Here is a 16,325-nt window from a genome sequence, read left to right as displayed (position 1 = left end):
GGCGCCGCATCCGCGTGCCGGTCCCGGCCGCAGCCCCGGCTCATGGCGGCGGCCCCACGCTGTCCTCCGCCAGGGCCACCGCCTGCGCCCCGAGCCGCACTGGCAGCCCGGCCGGCCCCGGCGCCGGAGCCGCCACCCGGACCCGCCACAGGTCGCCGGACCGCTCCAGCTCCACGTCCGCCCCCGCCGGGGCGGCCGCCCGGGCCGCCGCGAGCGCCGCCTCCGCGGGCTCGGACCGGGCCGCCGCACGGGCCCCGGCCCGGGCGGCGTCCACGCACCGGATCTGTGCCGCCGCCGCCATCAGCGCCCACACCAAAAGCGCCGCGAACAGCACCAGAGCCGGAATGATCACGGCGGCTTCGGCCGTCACATACCCGCGGTCCCCGAATCGGTCCCCGAATCCCGGCCGCTTTCGGTCAGAAGGGTGCATCGAGCGCCTTCCCGATGGTCGACTGGAGCGCCGTCGAAACCACGTCGCTCGTCACCACCTTGTACAGGACCGCCGCGAACGCACACGCCGCGATCGTGCCCATGGCGTATTCCGAAGTCGACATTCCCGCGTCTCCCCCACGCCCCTTCAGTACCGCCCGTACACGGTTCAGGATGATCCTCATGACAACCTCCTGTGGGATTACGTTCTTGATCCGATTTCAGTTTTTGATTTCGATACACCGACCGCGCCGGGCCCGGCCCTTCACCGGCCCGCAAGCAGCCCGGAGGCCATTCCGATCACCACCGGCGCCACCCCGACCGCGAGGAACGCGGGGAGGAAGCACAGCCCCACCGGGGCGGTGACGAGCACCGCCGCCCGCTGCGCCCGGGCACCCGCCTGCCGGGAGCGGTCCGCCCGCAGGGCCGCCGCCAGGCGGGAGACCGGCTCCGCGGCCGGCGCCCCGGTCCGCGCGGCACGCTCCAGGCACTCCGCCAGCCCCCGGGCTCCCGGTATCTCGGCCAACCTCCCCCACGCGGAGCCGGGTTCGCCGCCCAGGCGCAGCTCCGCACCCGCGAGGGCCAGCCGCTCGCCCACGGGGCCGCCCAGCGACTCGCCCACCACCTCGGCGGCCTCCACCGGACCCGCACCGGCCGTCAGGCAGGCCGCCAGCAGATCCGCGGCGAACGGCAACTGCCGCTCCGCCTCCCGCAGGTCCGCCCCGGGCTGACGGGCCCGCGCGAGCACCCACCGCACCCCGAAGGCCGCCGCGCACCCGGCCATGAGCCCCGGCACCCCGCCGACCAGGACCCAGCCGGCCAGCAGCGCCCCCGCCGGCCCCGCCCAGACGGGCACCGCCGCCCGGACCGCAGGGCCCCACAGCGGCCCGCGCCGCCCCGGCCCGCCCCGGAAGAGAACCGCGACCCTGCGCCGGGCCGACCGCCGCCGCAGCCGGGCCGCCACCAGCGAGGCCGGCAACCACACCAGGGCGGCCAGGCACACCACCATCCCCAGCCTGTGGACCGCGGAGCCGCCCATCACCGCTCCCCCGTCCGCACGATCCGCCGGCACCACATCAGGCCCAGCGCCTCCAGCACCCCGCCCGCCAGCAGGCAGCCCCACCCGACGGGGGAGTGCAGGAGCACCCGCAGCGGATCCGCTCCCAGCCCGGTGCCCATCAGCAGCCCCACCAGCGGCAGCAGCGCGAGCACCACCGTCGTGGACCGGGCCCCCGCGAGCTGGGCCCGCAGCGACTCCTCGCGGTCCCGCTCGGCCCGCAGGGCCCCTTCGAGCCGGTCGAGTCCGGCCGCCAGGCCCGCTCCCCCGTCCACCGAGACCCGCCAGCAGGCCGCCATACCGGCCAGCCCGCGCGCACCCGGCTCCCGGGCCGCCTGGTGCAGGGCTGCGGCCACGTCACCGCCGAAGGCGGCGGCAGCCAGTACACCCGCCTCCGCCGCACCCGGACCGCCGGGGCCGGCCGCCGTACGGCGCATCGCCACGGTCAGCGCCTGCCCGGGCTGGGCACCGGCGCGCAACTCGCCCACCACGGCCCCGCACAGCGCCACGACGCCCGCCGCCCGGGCGGCGCGCGCCCGCTCCTCCTCCCTGACCCACAGCCAGCGCCGCAGCAGCGGCACCGAAGCAGCGCCCAGCAGCAGCGGGATCACCGACCCGCCCAGTACGCCGACCACCAGCCCGGCCGCCAGGCCGGCCCACTCCCGCCACCCCGCGGCCCGTACCCGCAGGGCGGCCGCCAGCCGCTGCCCGGGCGCCGGCCCGGCGGGCACCAGCGGTCCTCCCCCGGCCAGCACCAGCCGGGACCGCCGGGACAGCCGCTCTCCCCCGGCCAGTCCCCAGGCCGCCGCCCCGGCGCACAGCACCCCGGCGAACACCGGCACCGATCCGAGCGGCCCGGCGTTCACCGCGCACCTCCCAGCAGCGGGGCGAGCCGTGCCCAGCCCGCCTCCCGCACGAAGCCGCGGCTTCCCCAGCGCAGCGCCGGCACGGTCACGACCAGCCCGGCCGTATCCCGCTCCAGCACGTGCACCTCGGCCACCCGGCGCCGCCCGGCCCGGTCCCGCACCAGGTGGACCACCAGCGTCAGCGCGGCCGCCAGCTGGCTGTGCAGGGCGGCCCGGTCGAGCCCCGCGGCCGTCCCGAGCGCCTCCAGCCGGGCGGGAACGTGCCCGGCGGCGTTGGCGTGCACCGTGCCGCAGCCGCCCTCGTGCCCGGTGTTGAGGGCGGCGAGAAGGTCGGCCACCTCCGGGCCGCGCACCTCCCCGACCACCAGCCGGTCGGGCCGCATCCGCAGCGCCTGGCGGACCAGGTCCGCGAGGGTGACCAGACCGGCCCCCTCCTGGTTCGCGGGCCGGGTCTCCAGCCGCACCACGTGCGGATGGTCGGGCCGCAGCTCGGCGGAATCCTCGGCCAGCACGATCCGCTCACCGGGCCCGACCAGCCCGAGCAGGGCGCTGAGCAGGGTGGTCTTGCCCGTGCCGGTCCCGCCCGAGACGAGGAAGGACAGCCGGGCCTCGACCATCGCCCGCAGGAGCCGCTGGCCGCCCGGCGGGAGCGTCCCGGCGGCGACCAGCTCGTCCAGCGTGAACGCCTTCGGCCGCACCACCCGCAGCGAAAGGCACGCCGACCCGACCGCGACGGGGGGCAGCACGGCGTGCAGCCGGGTGCCGTCCGGCATCCGGGCGTCCACCCAGGGCCGGGCGTCGTCCAGCCGCCGCCCCGCGACGGCGGCCAGCCGCTGGGCCAGCCTGCGCACGGCCCCGGCGTCGGTGAAGGTCACCGCCGTCAGCTCCAGCCCGCCGCCCCGGTCCACCCACACCCGGTCCGGGGCGGCCACCAGCACATCGGTGACCTCGGGGTCGGCGAGCAACGGCTCCAGCGGCCCGGCGCCCACCAGTTCGGACCGCAGCTCGGCGGCCACGCCCAGCACTTCGGCGTCCCCGAGGAGCCGCCCCTGTGCCCTCAGGGCGGCCGCCACCCGGGCGGGCGTCGGTTCGTCCCCGCTCTCGGCCAGGTGCTGGCGCACCGCGTCCAGGAGTACGGCGCTCATGCCGGCACCCCCTGGGGGGCGCCGAGCGCCCGCTGCCAGAAGCCGTCGCAGAAGCGGGCCAGCGTGCCCCGCGCGCCCGGCGGTTCGCCCTCGGCCACCCGCCCCGGAAGCCCCACCTCGACCGGCACCTCGCCGGCCAGCGGCGCCCCGAGCAGCCCCGCCACGCCTTCGGCGTCGAGCCCGTCGGGACAGCGGCCCCGTACGACCACGCGCACGTCCCGGGCCACCATCCGCACCCCGGCCGCGACGCGCCCCGCCGCGGCCACCGAGCGCAGCTCCCCGGGCACCACCAGCAGCACCAGGTCCAGCTGGGCCAGCACCTCCGCCACGGCCTCGTCCACCCGCCGGGGAAGGTCGACCACCACCACCCCGCCCCGCCTGCGGGCGGCGGCCACGACCGACCGCATCGCGGCGGGCGGCACGAACACCCGCTCCCCGCGGTCCCAGCTCAGCACCCGCAGCGCGTGCAGCTCGGGCAGGGACTCCTCCAGTGCCCCGGCCCCGACCCGGCCGCGCGAGGCGGCGAAGTCCGGCCAGCGCAGCCCCTCGGCACTCTCGCCGCCGAGCAGTACGTCCATGCCTCCGCCGAGCGGGTCGGCGTCGATGAGGATGGTGCGCTCGCCGGCCTTCGCCGCCCCCAGCGCGAGGGCGCAGGCGAGGGTGGACGCCCCGGCCCCACCGCTGCCGCCGATCACCCCGACCGCGAGCGCGGGCCGCCCGGCACCCTCCACCACATCGGCGATGCGGTCGACGATCAGGGCCTCGGCGTCGGGGAGGCGCAGCACCTCCTGGGCGCCGATCTCCACCGCCCGCTGCCACACGAAGGGGTCGTCGAGGTCGCGTCCGACGAGGAGCACGCCGTCCCGGCGCGGCGCCCCGCGCACCCGGCGGGCCGCGTCGTCCCCGACCAGCACGAGCGGGGCCGAATCCCAGCCGGTGCCCCCGGCCCCCGCGGTGCCCCCGGTACCGCCCTCACCCCCGCCGCCATGGCCGCCGCCGGCTCCGGTTTGCTCCGGCACCGCGTGGTGCACGTAGGGCTCGGCGCCCGCGGCGGCGCACAGCCGCAGCAGGTCGTCGAGCAGCAGCGGGTCCTCCGTGATGATCAGCGGCCGCCCGCCACCGGGCACGGCCCCGGCGCCACGGGCGGGCAGCCCTCCCCCACCGGCCACCACGGGTGCCGGCGCTTCACACGACTTCGATCCAGTCACGATCTCCGCCCCCTTCTCACTGCAAATCCACGGGCCGCGGACTTCGCGGCTGGAATCACGGTGGAGGGATCGCGAAAAAGAAGTGGATCTTGCTCGAAAACTGTGGACAAGGAGCCACTTGTGAATAACTCCGCCACACCATCAGGTGAGTTCCGGAGCGCTCCGGAACAACTACGGAGCGTCACGAGTTCGAGGGAGTGAAGGCCTGCGCCACGCGGGCCCCTCAAGGAGGAAGGGCCGGGAGATGGTCGCCGAAGACCAGGAGAACGGGACGCGAACCGCGTCCGGACATGCGACGACCCCCGCCGGGGGGGAGAGCGGGGGTCGTCCCCACGGTCCGACTCGGGGGGGGAGGAGCCAGACCGGGTTAGCACGGTCGCGAACGATCCGTGACTTCCATGGTGTACCCGAGAGCCTTCTCAGGCAAACCCACGCGCCACACCTTACGCCGAATGGTGGGCGCATATGCTCGGGTCGTGGAAAATCAGCCCTTGCCGCACTCCTTGCCTCGGACCGCCGCCTTCTTCGACCTGGACAAGACGGTCATTGCGAAGTCGAGCGCTCTGACGTTCAGCAAGTCCTTCTACCGGGGCGGCCTGATCAACCGCCGGGCCGTGCTGCGGACGGCGTACACCCAGTTCATCTTCCTGGCCGGCGGCGCCGACCACGACCAGATGGAGCGGATGCGGGAGTACCTCTCCGCCCTCTGCAAGGGGTGGAACGTCCAGCAGGTGCGGGAGATCGTCGCCGAAGCACTGCACGACCTCATCGACCCGATCATCTACGACGAGGCCGCGTCCCTGATCGAGGCCCACCACACGGCCGGCCGCGACGTGGTGATCGTGTCCACCTCGGGGGCCGAAGTCGTGGAGCCGATCGGCGAGATGCTCGGCGCGGACCGCGTCGTCGCCACCCGCATGGTGGTCGGCGACGACGGCTGCTTCACCGGAGAGATCGACTACTACGCCTACGGCCCCACGAAAGCGGAAGCCGTGCGCGAACTCGCCGAGTCCGAGGGGTACGACCTCGCGCGGTGCTACGCGTACAGCGACTCGATCACCGACGTACCGATGCTGGAGGCCGTGGGGTACCCGCACGCGGTCAACCCCGACCGCGCGCTGAGGCGCGAGGCGGTCGCGAGGGAGTGGCCGGTCCTGGTGTTCAACAGGCCGGTACGGCTGAAGCAGCGCCTGCCCGGGCTGTCGATGCCCGCCCGGCCCGCGCTCGTCGCCGCGGCCGCGGTCGGTGCGGCGGCGGCCACCGCCGGGCTGGTCTGGTACGTGAGCCGCCGCCGCGCGGGGGCGGCCTCCGCCTGACCGGCCGCCCCAGAGGCCCGGGCGGCACCCCGAGAGGCCCGGCCGATCACCCCGGCAGGCCTGCCGCCGCCCCCTTTCACCGGCAAACGGAGTGTCCGGTTCGCCCCGTCTTGCCCCGGAAAGTAAAGGACTCCGGCCAGGGGTTTCGCTCGGCACCGAAGCGGAGTACAAAGGAGTCACGGCCCGCGAGACCAAAGAACATCCGAGAGGATCATCTTTAAAACGCAGTAAGGCCCACGGACCGAAGCAGGAACGCCGAGCACCCACGCGACGTCGACCCGTCGATTACGGGCCAGCCGCACCAGGCCACGGGCAAAGTTCCCGGCCTGATGGGCAACCATCGAGGACGCTTGGTAACTGGGCGTGAATGCCAGCGGCGACACCACAGCAGTACGGTGTCGCCGCAACCCTGCGCCCGGCGGCAACGGCCGATGACGGAACAGCCGAACGGCCGATGACCGAACGGCCGAAGAACGGCCGAACGGCTCAGGCCGCGCCGCGCTGGAGCGCCTCACAGACCGCCGTCGACTCGCGCACGCCGAGTTCGATCGAGCGCCCGCAGTGCGCGATCCACGCCGCCATCCCCTCCGCCGTCCCCGAGAGGTAGCCCTCGAAGGCCTTCAGGTAGGCCTCGGCCCCCTGCTCCGCATGGCCGACCTCCGCCGGGCAGATCGCCTTCGGGTCGAGCCCGCTGTTGATCAGTACGATCCGTTCGGCCGCCCGCGCGACCAGCCCGTTGTACGAGGCGAAGGGCCGCAGGGCCAGCAGCTCTCCGTGCACCACCGCGGCCGTGATCAGCGCCGGAGCAGACCCGCCCGCGATGATCAGCCGCGACAGCCCGTCCAGCCGGCCCGCGACCTCCTCGGCGCTCGGCAGCGGAAGGCTCACCAGGGGCTCGTCCACCTGTTCACCGGCCAGCCGCGGGCGGCCGACCACGTCGCCCACCCCCTCGCCGGCCCCGGCAGCCCCGCCGGGCCCGGCCGAGCCGCACGCCACGAGGTGCAGGCGCGCGAGCACCCGCAGCGGCGACTGGCGCCAGATGCTCAGCAGCTGGCCCGCCTCCGCCGTCAGACGCAGCGCGGCACCCACGGTGCGCGCCTCGTCCTCCGCCCCGAAGTCGGTCCGGCGGCGCACCTCCTCCAGGGCCCAGTCGGCGCCCGACAGCGCCGCACTGCCCCGGGCGCCGCGCAGGGCGGCCTCCGAGGTGATCTCCCCGCTGCGCCGGCGCATCACCCGGTGCCCGTAGACGCGGTCCACGGCCTTGCGTACGGAATCCACCGATTCGGCGACCCCGGGCAGGGATCCGAGGGCCGCCAGCGGGTCAGAAGCGCTACTCATAAGTAGGGAGCCTACGCACTGCGCACCCATGGCACCGACCCCTCCTTGGAGTGGTCTTCTTCACTCACCTCGGCCACTCCCCGCTGTCGACCCACTACCCTTGGTGAACATGAAGATCGCTTTCGTAGGAAAGGGCGGCAGCGGCAAGACCACGCTGTCCTCCCTCTTCATCCGCCACCTCGCAGCCAACGAAGCCCCCGTCGTCGCCGTGGACGCCGACATCAACCAGCACTTGGGCGCCGCCCTCGGGCTGACCGACGAGGAGGCCGCCGCGCTCCCCGCGCTGGGCGCCCACCTGCCCCTGATCAAGGAGTACCTGCGCGGCTCCAACCCGCGCATCGCCTCGGCCGACAGCATGATCAAGACCACCCCGCCCGGCGCCGGCTCCCGTCTGCTGCGCATCACCGAGGACAACCCGGTCTACGCGGCCTGCGCGCGCACGCTGCCCCTGGACGACGGGACGTCCGTACGGCTGATGGCGACGGGCCCCTTCACCGAGTCCGATCTGGGGGTGGCCTGCTACCACTCGAAGGTCGGCGCGGTCGAGCTCTGCCTCAACCACCTGGTGGACGGGCCCGACGAGTACGTCGTCGTCGACATGACGGCCGGCTCGGACTCGTTCGCATCGGGCATGTTCACCCGCTTCGACGTGACCTTCCTGGTCGCCGAGCCGACCCGCAAGGGCGTCTCGGTCTACCGCCAGTACAAGGAGTATGCCCGGGACTTCGGGGTGGCGCTCAGGGTGGTCGGCAACAAGGTGCAGGGTCCCGAGGACATCGAGTTCCTCCGGGACGAGGTGGGCGACGACCTGCTGGTCACCTTCGGGCACTCCGACTGGGTGCGGGCGATGGAACGGGGCCGTCCGGCCGGCTTCGAACTGCTGGAGGCGAGCAACCGGCTCGCGCTGCAGGCGCTCCAGGACGCCGCGGAGGACTCCTACGCGGCCCGCGACTGGGGCAGGTACACCGAGCAGATGGTGCACTTCCACCTGCGCAACGCGGAGAGCTGGGGGAACGCCAAGACCGGGGTCGACCTGGCGGACCAGATCGACCCCGGCTTCGTCCTCCACGAGGCCCTGGTCAGCCCTCGTCCTGCGCCGCGGCCCGCTCCTCAGCCGGCTTGACCCGGCCCGCACCCTGCGGGGCGGCCGGAGCCGCCGGCGGCCCCGCGGTGAGGAACTTCGCCCAGCCCTCCTTCGGCGCCTCGCCGACGTCGAGGGTGCGCATCCACTCCAGCGTCTTCGGGTCCTGGGCGTCCAGCCAGTCGGCCAGCTCGCGGAACGGCACGCACCGCACCTCCGGCTTGGTGCACATGTCCTTGATGGACTCCTCGACGGCCCGCATGTAGGTGCCGCCGTTCCACGACTCGAAGTGGTTGCCGATGATCAGCGGTGCGCGGTTGCCCTGGTAGGCCCGGTCGAAGGCCTGCCGCAGGCCCTCGCGCATCTGGTCGCCCCAGTACCGGTGCTGCGAGGGATCGCCCTGGGTGGTCGTACCGGACTGGTTGACCATGTAGTTGTAGTCCATGCTCAGCGTGTCGAACGCGCGGCCGGGCATGGGCACGAGCTGCAGCGGCAGGTCCCAGAGCCCGTCCGTCTTCTTGGGCCAGATCTGCTTGCTGATGCCGCTCGAGTCGTAGCGGAAGCCCATGTCCTTGGCGGCGAGCATGAAGTTCTTCTGGCCTTCGAGGCAGGGGGTGCGGGCGCCGATGAGCTCCTTGTCGTAGTCGAAGGGGAGCGGGGCCATGTCCTTCAGGCCCGCGTTCGTCTTCCAGTTCTTGACGAACGACTTGGCCTGGCTGATCTCGCTCTTCCACTCCGCCACGGACCAGGTGCCGACACCGCCGTCGGGGCCGCAGAAGTGGCCGTTGAAGTGGGTGCCGATCTCGTTGCCCTCCAGCCAGGCCGCGCGGACCTGGGTGGCGGTGTCCTTGATGCCCTGGAGGTCGCCGAACCCGATGTCGGAGAGGCCGGAGGAGTGCTGCGGCGCCGTGTAGAGGGACCGCTTCTCCTCCGGCAGCAGGTACACGCCGCTGAGGAAGTAGGTCATCCGGGCGTTGTACTGCTTGCCCACCTCGCGGAAGTGCGAGAACAGCCTCTGGCTGTCCTCGCCCGCCCCGTCCCAGGAGAACACCACGAACTGCGGCGGCTTCTCACCGGGCTTCAGCTTCTTCGGTACCTGGACGTTCGGCTGCGAACCGGTGTAGGCGGTCGAGCCGTCGCCGATGGGGCGGTTGACACTGCCGGGAGCGGCCGGGCCCGGGGCGCCCTTCCTGCCGCCGGGGCCGGCGGCGCCGCCGGGCTCGGCGGGCCCGGAACCGCTGCACCCGGCGGCGCCCAGGACAAGGGCCGTGGCGACCAGGCCGCCGGCGATCTTCTTCGTGGCGGCGATCATCCGCCCACCCCTTCCTCGCAGTTCCGTCGCAGGACTTCCGCGACGCAACGTCCCACGTGGGCTGCTTAAAGGAAGGTGTGACAAGCCAGACAAAATGCTTATTCACTCCTGAGCGCTAATTCCTAGGCCATTTGCCCGTATTACCCACCACAGCTCTTTACTCTCCATTACCATCCATTTACCGAGTGTTGAGACTCCCGCCGCTTCATCCCTCCTCAGAGGAGACGGGAACCCATGACAGCCACAGCCCCAGCCACCACGCCGCCCCCGGCCCCGGGCCCAGGCCCGGCCGCCCTCAAGGACCTCCCCGCGGACCTGTCCGCGTCCGTCGCCGTCTTCCTGATCGCCCTGCCCCTCTCCCTCGGCATCGCGCTGGCCACCGGCGCCCCGCTCCAGGCCGGGCTCGTGGCCGCGGCCGCGGGCGGGATCGTGGCCGGCCGTTTCGGCGGAGCGCCCCTCCAGGTGAGCGGGCCCGCCGCCGGACTGACCGTGGTGACCGCCGAGTTGATCCAGCGCTACGGGTGGCGCACCACATGCGCCATCACCGTGCTCGCGGGTCTCTGCCAGCTCGGGCTCGCCCTCCTGCGCACCGCCCGGTCCGCGCTGATGGTCAGCCCCGCGATCGTGCACGGGATGCTCGCGGGCATCGGCGTGACCATCGCCCTGGCCCAGCTGCACATCGTGCTCGGCGGCAGCCCGCAGAGCTCCGCCGTGGCCAACGTCCTCGGCCTGCCCGCCCAGTTGGCCAAGCCGCATCCGGCGGCGCTCGGGGTGAGCGCGCTGACGCTGTGCGTGCTGCTGGTCTGGAACAGGCTGCCCGGGCGAGTGGGGCGCGCCCTGCGCAAGGTGCCCGCCGCGCTGGCGGCCGTCGCCTCCGCCACCGCCTTCGCGGCGCTGGCCGGGCTCGCCCTGCCCCGGGTGGACCTGCCGTCGTGGCGCAGCCACGCGCTGCCCGAAGTTCCGGAAGGGCCGGTCCTGGGGCTGATCGCCGCCGTCCTGACCATCACACTGGTCGGCAGCGTGGAGTCCCTGCTGTCCTCGGTCGCCACCGACAAGCTGATCGCTTCCGAGCGCGGTACGGACAACCGCCCGCCCCGCGCCGACCTCGACCGCGAGCTGCGCGGCCAGGGCGCGGCGAACATCGTCTCCGGGCTGCTGGGCGGGCTGCCGATCACCGGTGTGGCCGTGCGCAGCGTGGCGAACGTCAAGTCGGGTGCGGTCAGCCGGAAATCGGCCATGTTCCACGGGCTGTGGGTGGTGCTCGCGGCCGGGCTGCTCGTGCCCGTCCTCGACCTCATCCCGCTCGCGGCACTGGCCGCCCTGGTGATGTACGTCGGTGTGCAGATGGTCAACATCACGCACCTGCGCACGGTCAACCGTCACCGTGAGCTGCTGGTCTACGCGACGACCATCGCGGCCGTGGTGCTGGGCGGGGTGCTGGAGGGCGTGGCCGTCGGGATCGCGGTCGCGGTGGCGACGGCCCTGCACCGGCTGGCCCGGACCCGGATCACGGTGACCGAGCAGGACGGCGTCCACCGGGTGGTGGCGCGCGGGCAGTTGACGTTCCTGGCGGTCCCCCGGCTGAGCCGGGTGCTCAACCAGGTGCCGCACGGCGGGCACGCGGTGGTCGAGCTGGACGGCTCGTTCATGGACCACGCCGCCTACGAGACCCTGCACGACTGGCAGGACTCGCACCTGGCACACGGCGGATCGCTGGAACTCACCGGCCGCGGCAGCCGGGCGCTCGCAGGCACCGGTCCGGAAGCGGACGGAGAAGCGGACGGGGAAGCGCGTACGGAAGCGGGGGCGCACCACTGCTGCCGCCCGTGGACGCCCTGGCAGAACCACTGTGACCATCGTGCGGCGCGCGCCGGCACCCTGACGGGGGGCCACGGCGGCCCGTCCGGCCCCGATGGCGCGGTCGCCCCTACGATTCCCAGCGCGGCCGGAGCCCCCGCTAGCGCGGCGGCGCCCCGCCGGCGCGGCGCCGGGCAACTCGCCAGCGGCATCACCGCCTTCCAGCGGGACACCGCACCGCACGTGCGGGACGAGCTGGCGCGGCTGGCCCGGGAGGGGCAGCGGCCCTCGCAGCTCTTCCTGACCTGCGCGGACTCCCGCCTCGTCACCAGCATGATCACGGCCAGTGGCCCGGGCGACCTGTTCACCGTCCGCAACGTGGGCAACCTCGTCCCGCTCCCCGGCGCCGAGGCCACCGACGACTCGGTCGCAGCGGCCATCGAGTACGCCGTGGACGTGCTCCAGGTCGACAGCATCACCGTGTGCGGGCACTCGGGCTGCGGGGCCATGCAGGCCCTCCTGAACTCGCACCCCGAGGCGCCGATGACCCCGCTGACGCGCTGGCTGCGGCACGGCCTGCCCAGCCTGGAGCGGATGAGCAGCCGGCACCACGCCTGGGCCCGGATCGCCGGGCGGCTGCCCGCGGACGCCGTGGAACAGCTCTGCCTGACCAATGTGGTGCAGCAGCTGGAGCACCTGAGGGCCCACGAGTCGGTGGCCCGGCGGCTCGCTGCGGGCACGCTGGAACTGCACGGGATGTACTTCCACGTGGGTGAGGCGCAGGCCTACCTGCTGTCCGAGGGAGAGGACTTCTTCGACTGTCGGGTTTTCGACAGCGTCGGCCAGAGTGCTTGATCCACAACCCGCTCGAACCGATACCCTCCCGTATCCGTGCAAGCTGTTGGCCCCTTCCCGCACGCTGCGGCGGGAAGGGGCCTTCGTACGCCGCGGCTGTACGCCGTGGCTGTACGCCGTGACCCCCCAGTCGTGATATAGGTCTAAACCAATTTCCGGCTACCCCTTGTCACCTGGGCATCCGGCTGATGAGCTATGCCCGGAGACACAGCTATGCCCGGGGACAACGCAAACTCTGGGAAAGGGAGATGTCGTGAGCACTGAGAGCCTGGCCAATCTGCTCAAGGAGGAGCGGCGGTTCGCACCGCCCGCCGATCTGGCGGCCGCCGCCAACGTGACCGAGGCGGCGTACGCACGGGCCGACGCGGACCGGCTGGGCTTCTGGGCCGAGCAGGCACGCCGGCTGAGCTGGGACACCGAGCCCACCCAGACGCTCGACTGGAGCAACCCGCCCTTCGCGAAGTGGTTCGCCGACGGCAAGCTGAACGTCGCGTACAACTGCGTGGACCGGCACGTGGAGGCGGGCAACGGCGACCGCGTCGCCCTCCACTTCGAGGGCGAGCCCGGCGACAGCCGCTCGATCACCTACGCCCAGCTCAAGGACGAGGTCTCCCAGGCCGCCAACGCCCTCACCGAGCTCGGTGTGCGGGCGGGCGACCGGGTCGCCGTCTACCTGCCGATGATCCCCGAGGCGGTCGTCGCGATGCTCGCGTGCGCCCGTGTCGGCGCCGCGCACTCGGTGGTCTTCGGCGGCTTCTCCGCCGACGCCGTGGCCTCCCGCATCCAGGACGCGGACGCCAAGCTGGTGATCACCGCCGACGGCGGCTACCGCCGCGGCAAGCCGAGCGCGCTCAAGCCGGCCATCGACGAGGCCGTCGCCAAGTGCCCGCAGGTCGAGCACGTCCTCGTGGTGCGCCGCACCGGCCAGGACACCGCCTTCACCGAGGGCCGGGACGTCTGGTGGCACGAGCTGGTCGGCCGCCAGTCCGCGGAGCACACCCCGCAGGCCTTCGACGCCGAGCACCCGCTCTTCATCCTCTACACCTCGGGCACCACGGGTAAGCCGAAGGGCATCCTGCACACCTCGGGCGGCTACCTCACGCAGGCCGCGTACACCCACCACGCCGTCTTCGACCTGAAGCCGGAGACCGACGTCTACTGGTGCACCGCCGACATCGGCTGGGTGACCGGGCACTCCTACATCGTCTACGGGCCGCTCGCCAACGGCGCCACCCAGGTGATGTACGAGGGCACGCCGGACACCCCGCACCAGGGCCGGTTCTGGGAGGTCGTGCAGAAGTACGGCGTCACCATCCTCTACACCGCGCCCACGGCGATCCGTACGTTCATGAAGTGGGGCGACGACATCCCCGCGAAGTTCGACCTGTCGAGCCTGCGCGTGCTGGGCTCGGTCGGCGAGCCGATCAACCCCGAGGCCTGGATCTGGTACCGCAAGCACATCGGCGGCGACCGCTGCCCGATCGTGGACACGTGGTGGCAGACCGAGACCGGCGCCATGATGATCTCCCCGCTGCCGGGTGTCACCGCGACCAAGCCCGGCTCGGCGCAGCGCGCGCTGCCCGGCATCTCGGCCACCGTCGTGGACGACGAGGCGAACGAGGTTCCGAACGGCGGGGGCGGCTACCTGGTCCTCACCGAGCCGTGGCCGTCGATGCTGCGCACCATCTGGGGTGACGACCAGCGGTTCATCGACACCTACTGGTCGCGCTTCGAGGGCAAGTACTTCGCCGGCGACGGCGCCAAGAAGGACGACGACGGTGACATCTGGCTGCTCGGCCGGGTCGACGACGTCATGCTGGTCTCCGGCCACAACATCTCCACGACCGAGGTCGAGTCGGCCCTCGTCTCGCACCCCTCCGTCGCGGAGGCGGCCGTGGTCGGCGCGGCCGACGAGACCACGGGCCAGGCGATCGTCGCCTTCGTGATCCTGCGCGGCAGCGCGTCCGAGACGGAGGGCCTGGTCGCGGAGCTGCGCAACCACGTGGGTGCCACGCTCGGCCCGATCGCGAAGCCCAAGCGGATCCTGCCGGTGGCGGAGCTGCCGAAGACCCGCTCGGGCAAGATCATGCGCCGTCTGCTGCGCGACGTGGCGGAGAACCGTGCGGTGGGTGACGTCACCACGCTGGCCGATTCCTCGGTCATGGACCTGATCCAGACGAAGCTGCCCACCAGCTCCGACGAGGACTGAGACCGGCAGGCCCCGGCCTGAGGGGGGCGTCCGGCGCGCAACGCGCCGGACGCCCCCCGTCCGTTTAAGGTGAAGATCACCTGATGCGACCGCGCGCGCCCTGTAAAGTAAAAGAAGCGTCAAGAGGTGACGCGGAGAAGTTCTGGGTGCGCCGGGAAGTCTGGTCGGCAACTGCATGAGCCATGCCGTCGACCACCCGGAGGTTCCCCACCGTGGCCACCCCCACGCACACGCCCACCCCGGTCCGCAAGCTGCTCGGCCGCCTCTCGCTGCCCGAGCGCCGCTTCGTCGCGGCCGCGCTGCGCACGGAGACCGTCGGCGGCGTCCTGCTCCTGGCGTCGGCGATCGCCGCCCTCATGTGGGCCAACATCCCCGCCGTCTCCGAAAGCTACGACAGCGTCCGGTCCTTCCACATCGGACCTTCCTCGCTGGGCCTGGACCTCTCGCTCCAGCACTGGGCGGCCGACGGCCTGCTCGCCGTCTTCTTCTTCGTCGCCGGCATCGAGCTCAAACGCGAACTCGTCGCGGGCGACCTGCGCGATCCCAAGGCGGCCGCCCTCCCGGTGATCGCCGCGGTATGCGGCATGGCGGCGCCCGCGCTCGTCTACCTGCTGGTCAACGCCCTCGGGAACGGATCGAGCGACGGCTGGGCCGTACCGACGGCCACCGACATCGCCTTCGCCCTCGCCGTCCTCGCGGTCATCGGCACCTCGCTGCCCTCCGCGCTGCGCGCCTTCCTGCTGACCCTGGCCGTCGTCGACGACCTCTTCGCCATCCTGATCATCGCGGTGTTCTTCACCAGCGCGCTCGACTTCCTGGCCCTCGGCGGCGCCGTCGCCGGCCTGGTCCTCTTCTGGTTCCTGCTGCGCGCCGGCGTCCGCGGCTGGTACGTGTATGTCCCGCTCGCCCTGGTCATCTGGGGCCTGATGTACAACAGCGGCGTCCACGCCACCATCGCCGGCGTGGCCATGGGCCTGATGCTCCGCTGCACCCGCAAGGAGGGGGAGCACCACTCCCCCGGCGAGCGCATCGAGCACCTGGTGCGGCCCCTGTCGGCCGGACTGGCGGTGCCCCTCTTCGCCCTCTTCTCCGCCGGGGTCTCCCTTTCGGACGAATCCATCGCCCAGGTCTTCACCCGCCCCGAGACCCTCGGTGTGGTGCTCGGCCTCGTCGTCGGCAAGACGGTCGGCATCTTCGGCGGCACCTGGCTGGCCGCCCGCTTCACCAAGGCCGAGCTGAACGAGGACCTCGCCTGGCCCGACGTGTTCGCCGTGGCCTCCCTCGCCGGCATCGGCTTCACCGTCTCCCTGCTCATCGGCGAACTCGCCTTCGCCGGGGACCCCGTCCTCACCGACGAGGTCAAGGCCGCCGTGCTGATCGGCTCCCTCATCGCGGCTGTCGTCGCGAGCATCCTGCTCAAGCTGCGCAACCGCAGGTACCGGGCGCTGACCGAGGCCGAGGAGCGCGACGAGGACAGCGACGGGATCCCGGACATCTACGAGCTGGACAACCCGGACTACCACCTGCGGATGGCGAGGATCCACGAGGAGAAGGCCGCCGAACACCGCCGCATGGCCGAGGCCGTGGCGCTCGCGCAGGCCCGTGGGACGGACGCGGCCACGGGCGAAGCGGCGGGCGGATCCAGCACCCGGGCCGACCGTCCGGCATGATCTGAGTGACGACGGAGGACAGCCGCCGACAGCCGACGACAG

General features: G+C 72.9%; 13 protein-coding genes. 5 read left to right on the top strand and 8 right to left on the bottom strand.

Going from position 1 to position 16,325, the window contains the following annotated elements; all coding sequences use genetic code 11:
- Positions 1-40 precede the first annotated feature (40 nt).
- From ACZ501_RS20990 to ssd, 6 genes are all read right to left on the bottom strand, one after another.
- Positions 41-430: a TadE family type IV pilus minor pilin gene (locus ACZ501_RS20990; RefSeq protein WP_468797242.1), complete on the bottom strand. Its 390-nt coding sequence runs from the start codon at positions 428-430 to the stop codon at positions 41-43.
- The gene (locus tag ACZ501_RS20985; protein ID WP_361602319.1) at positions 417-614 is read right to left on the bottom strand and encodes a DUF4244 domain-containing protein; all 198 of its coding nucleotides are present in this window, start codon (positions 612-614) and stop codon (positions 417-419) included. Before ACZ501_RS20985 ends, ACZ501_RS20990 begins: the two co-directional genes overlap by 14 nt.
- Positions 615-694: 80 nt before the next feature.
- Positions 695-1,468, bottom strand: coding sequence for a type II secretion system F family protein (locus tag ACZ501_RS20980; RefSeq protein WP_468797239.1), 774 nt, complete (start codon positions 1,466-1,468; stop codon positions 695-697).
- A complete protein-coding gene (locus tag ACZ501_RS20975) occupies positions 1,468-2,352 on the bottom strand; it encodes a type II secretion system F family protein (RefSeq protein WP_468797236.1) in 885 nt (294 codons plus the stop codon). The genes ACZ501_RS20980 and ACZ501_RS20975 overlap by 1 nt, the downstream gene beginning before the upstream one ends.
- Complete coding sequence (locus tag ACZ501_RS20970) at positions 2,349-3,497, bottom strand: TadA family conjugal transfer-associated ATPase (RefSeq protein WP_361602328.1); 1,149 nt, start codon at positions 3,495-3,497, stop codon at positions 2,349-2,351. Before ACZ501_RS20970 ends, ACZ501_RS20975 begins: the two co-directional genes overlap by 4 nt.
- Positions 3,494-4,669: a septum site-determining protein Ssd gene (ssd, locus tag ACZ501_RS20965; RefSeq protein WP_468797320.1), complete on the bottom strand. Its 1,176-nt coding sequence runs from the start codon at positions 4,667-4,669 to the stop codon at positions 3,494-3,496. Before ssd ends, ACZ501_RS20970 begins: the two co-directional genes overlap by 4 nt.
- 488 nt (positions 4,670-5,157) lie before the next feature.
- Between ssd and ACZ501_RS20960 the strand changes: the two genes are divergently transcribed.
- Complete coding sequence (locus ACZ501_RS20960; protein ID WP_468797233.1) at positions 5,158-6,021, top strand: HAD family hydrolase; 864 nt, start codon at positions 5,158-5,160, stop codon at positions 6,019-6,021.
- A gap of 486 nt (positions 6,022-6,507) precedes the next feature.
- Here ACZ501_RS20960 and ACZ501_RS20955 read toward each other — a convergent pair whose 3' ends face one another.
- A complete protein-coding gene (locus tag ACZ501_RS20955) occupies positions 6,508-7,359 on the bottom strand; it encodes a Fic family protein (protein ID WP_361602334.1) in 852 nt (283 codons plus the stop codon).
- A 109-nt stretch (positions 7,360-7,468) separates the two neighbouring features.
- Here ACZ501_RS20955 and ACZ501_RS20950 point away from each other — a divergent pair, with 109 nt between their 5' ends.
- Positions 7,469-8,482 carry an ATP-binding protein gene (locus ACZ501_RS20950; RefSeq protein ID WP_361602337.1) on the top strand — a complete coding sequence of 338 codons (1,014 nt, stop codon included), beginning with the start codon at positions 7,469-7,471 and terminating at the stop codon, positions 8,480-8,482.
- On the opposite strand, the gene ACZ501_RS20945 is transcribed toward ACZ501_RS20950, so the two are convergent.
- Entirely contained in the window at positions 8,439-9,752 is a 1,314-nt protein-coding gene (locus ACZ501_RS20945) for a polysaccharide deacetylase family protein (RefSeq protein ID WP_468797230.1), read from the bottom strand. The genes ACZ501_RS20950 and ACZ501_RS20945 overlap by 44 nt on opposite strands.
- 234 nt (positions 9,753-9,986) lie before the next feature.
- Between ACZ501_RS20945 and ACZ501_RS20940 the strand changes: the two genes are divergently transcribed.
- The 3 genes from ACZ501_RS20940 to nhaA all read left to right on the top strand — a co-directional run bounded on the left by ACZ501_RS20940 (position 9,987) and on the right by nhaA (position 16,283).
- Positions 9,987-12,404, top strand: a complete 2,418-nt coding sequence (locus tag ACZ501_RS20940; protein ID WP_468797227.1) for a SulP family inorganic anion transporter — start codon at positions 9,987-9,989, stop codon at positions 12,402-12,404.
- A gap of 253 nt (positions 12,405-12,657) precedes the next feature.
- Positions 12,658-14,613: an acetate--CoA ligase gene (gene acs / locus ACZ501_RS20935; RefSeq protein ID WP_468797225.1), complete on the top strand. Its 1,956-nt coding sequence runs from the start codon at positions 12,658-12,660 to the stop codon at positions 14,611-14,613.
- 182 nt (positions 14,614-14,795) lie between these two features.
- Positions 14,796-16,283, top strand: a complete 1,488-nt coding sequence (gene nhaA, locus ACZ501_RS20930) for a Na+/H+ antiporter NhaA (protein WP_468797222.1) — start codon at positions 14,796-14,798, stop codon at positions 16,281-16,283.
- Positions 16,284-16,325: the final 42 nt, after the last annotated feature.

The sequence above is a fragment of the Streptomyces sp. NPDC034085 genome, from assembly GCF_055575555.1.
Note: the sequence above shows the minus strand (reverse complement) of the source record. Positions and strands in the feature narration are given on the sequence as shown.

Excerpts from the sequence above, each read along its gene's own strand:
- ACZ501_RS20990 (WP_468797242.1), bottom strand. The coding sequence starts at position 430 with ATGCACCCTTCTGACCGAAAGCGGCCGGGATTCGGGGACCGATTCGGG.
- ACZ501_RS20985 (WP_361602319.1), bottom strand. The coding sequence starts at position 614 with ATGAGGATCATCCTGAACCGTGTACGGGCGGTACTGAAGGGGCGTGGG.
- ACZ501_RS20980 (WP_468797239.1), bottom strand. The coding sequence starts at position 1,468 with ATGGGCGGCTCCGCGGTCCACAGGCTGGGGATGGTGGTGTGCCTGGCC.
- ACZ501_RS20970 (WP_361602328.1), bottom strand. The coding sequence starts at position 3,497 with ATGAGCGCCGTACTCCTGGACGCGGTGCGCCAGCACCTGGCCGAGAGC.
- ACZ501_RS20960 (WP_468797233.1), top strand. The coding sequence starts at position 5,158 with ATGGTGGGCGCATATGCTCGGGTCGTGGAAAATCAGCCCTTGCCGCAC.
- ACZ501_RS20955 (WP_361602334.1), bottom strand. The coding sequence starts at position 7,359 with ATGAGTAGCGCTTCTGACCCGCTGGCGGCCCTCGGATCCCTGCCCGGG.
- ACZ501_RS20950 (WP_361602337.1), top strand. The coding sequence starts at position 7,469 with ATGAAGATCGCTTTCGTAGGAAAGGGCGGCAGCGGCAAGACCACGCTG.
- ACZ501_RS20945 (WP_468797230.1), bottom strand. The coding sequence starts at position 9,752 with ATGATCGCCGCCACGAAGAAGATCGCCGGCGGCCTGGTCGCCACGGCC.
- ACZ501_RS20940 (WP_468797227.1), top strand. The coding sequence starts at position 9,987 with ATGACAGCCACAGCCCCAGCCACCACGCCGCCCCCGGCCCCGGGCCCA.
- nhaA (WP_468797222.1), top strand. The coding sequence starts at position 14,796 with ATGCCGTCGACCACCCGGAGGTTCCCCACCGTGGCCACCCCCACGCAC.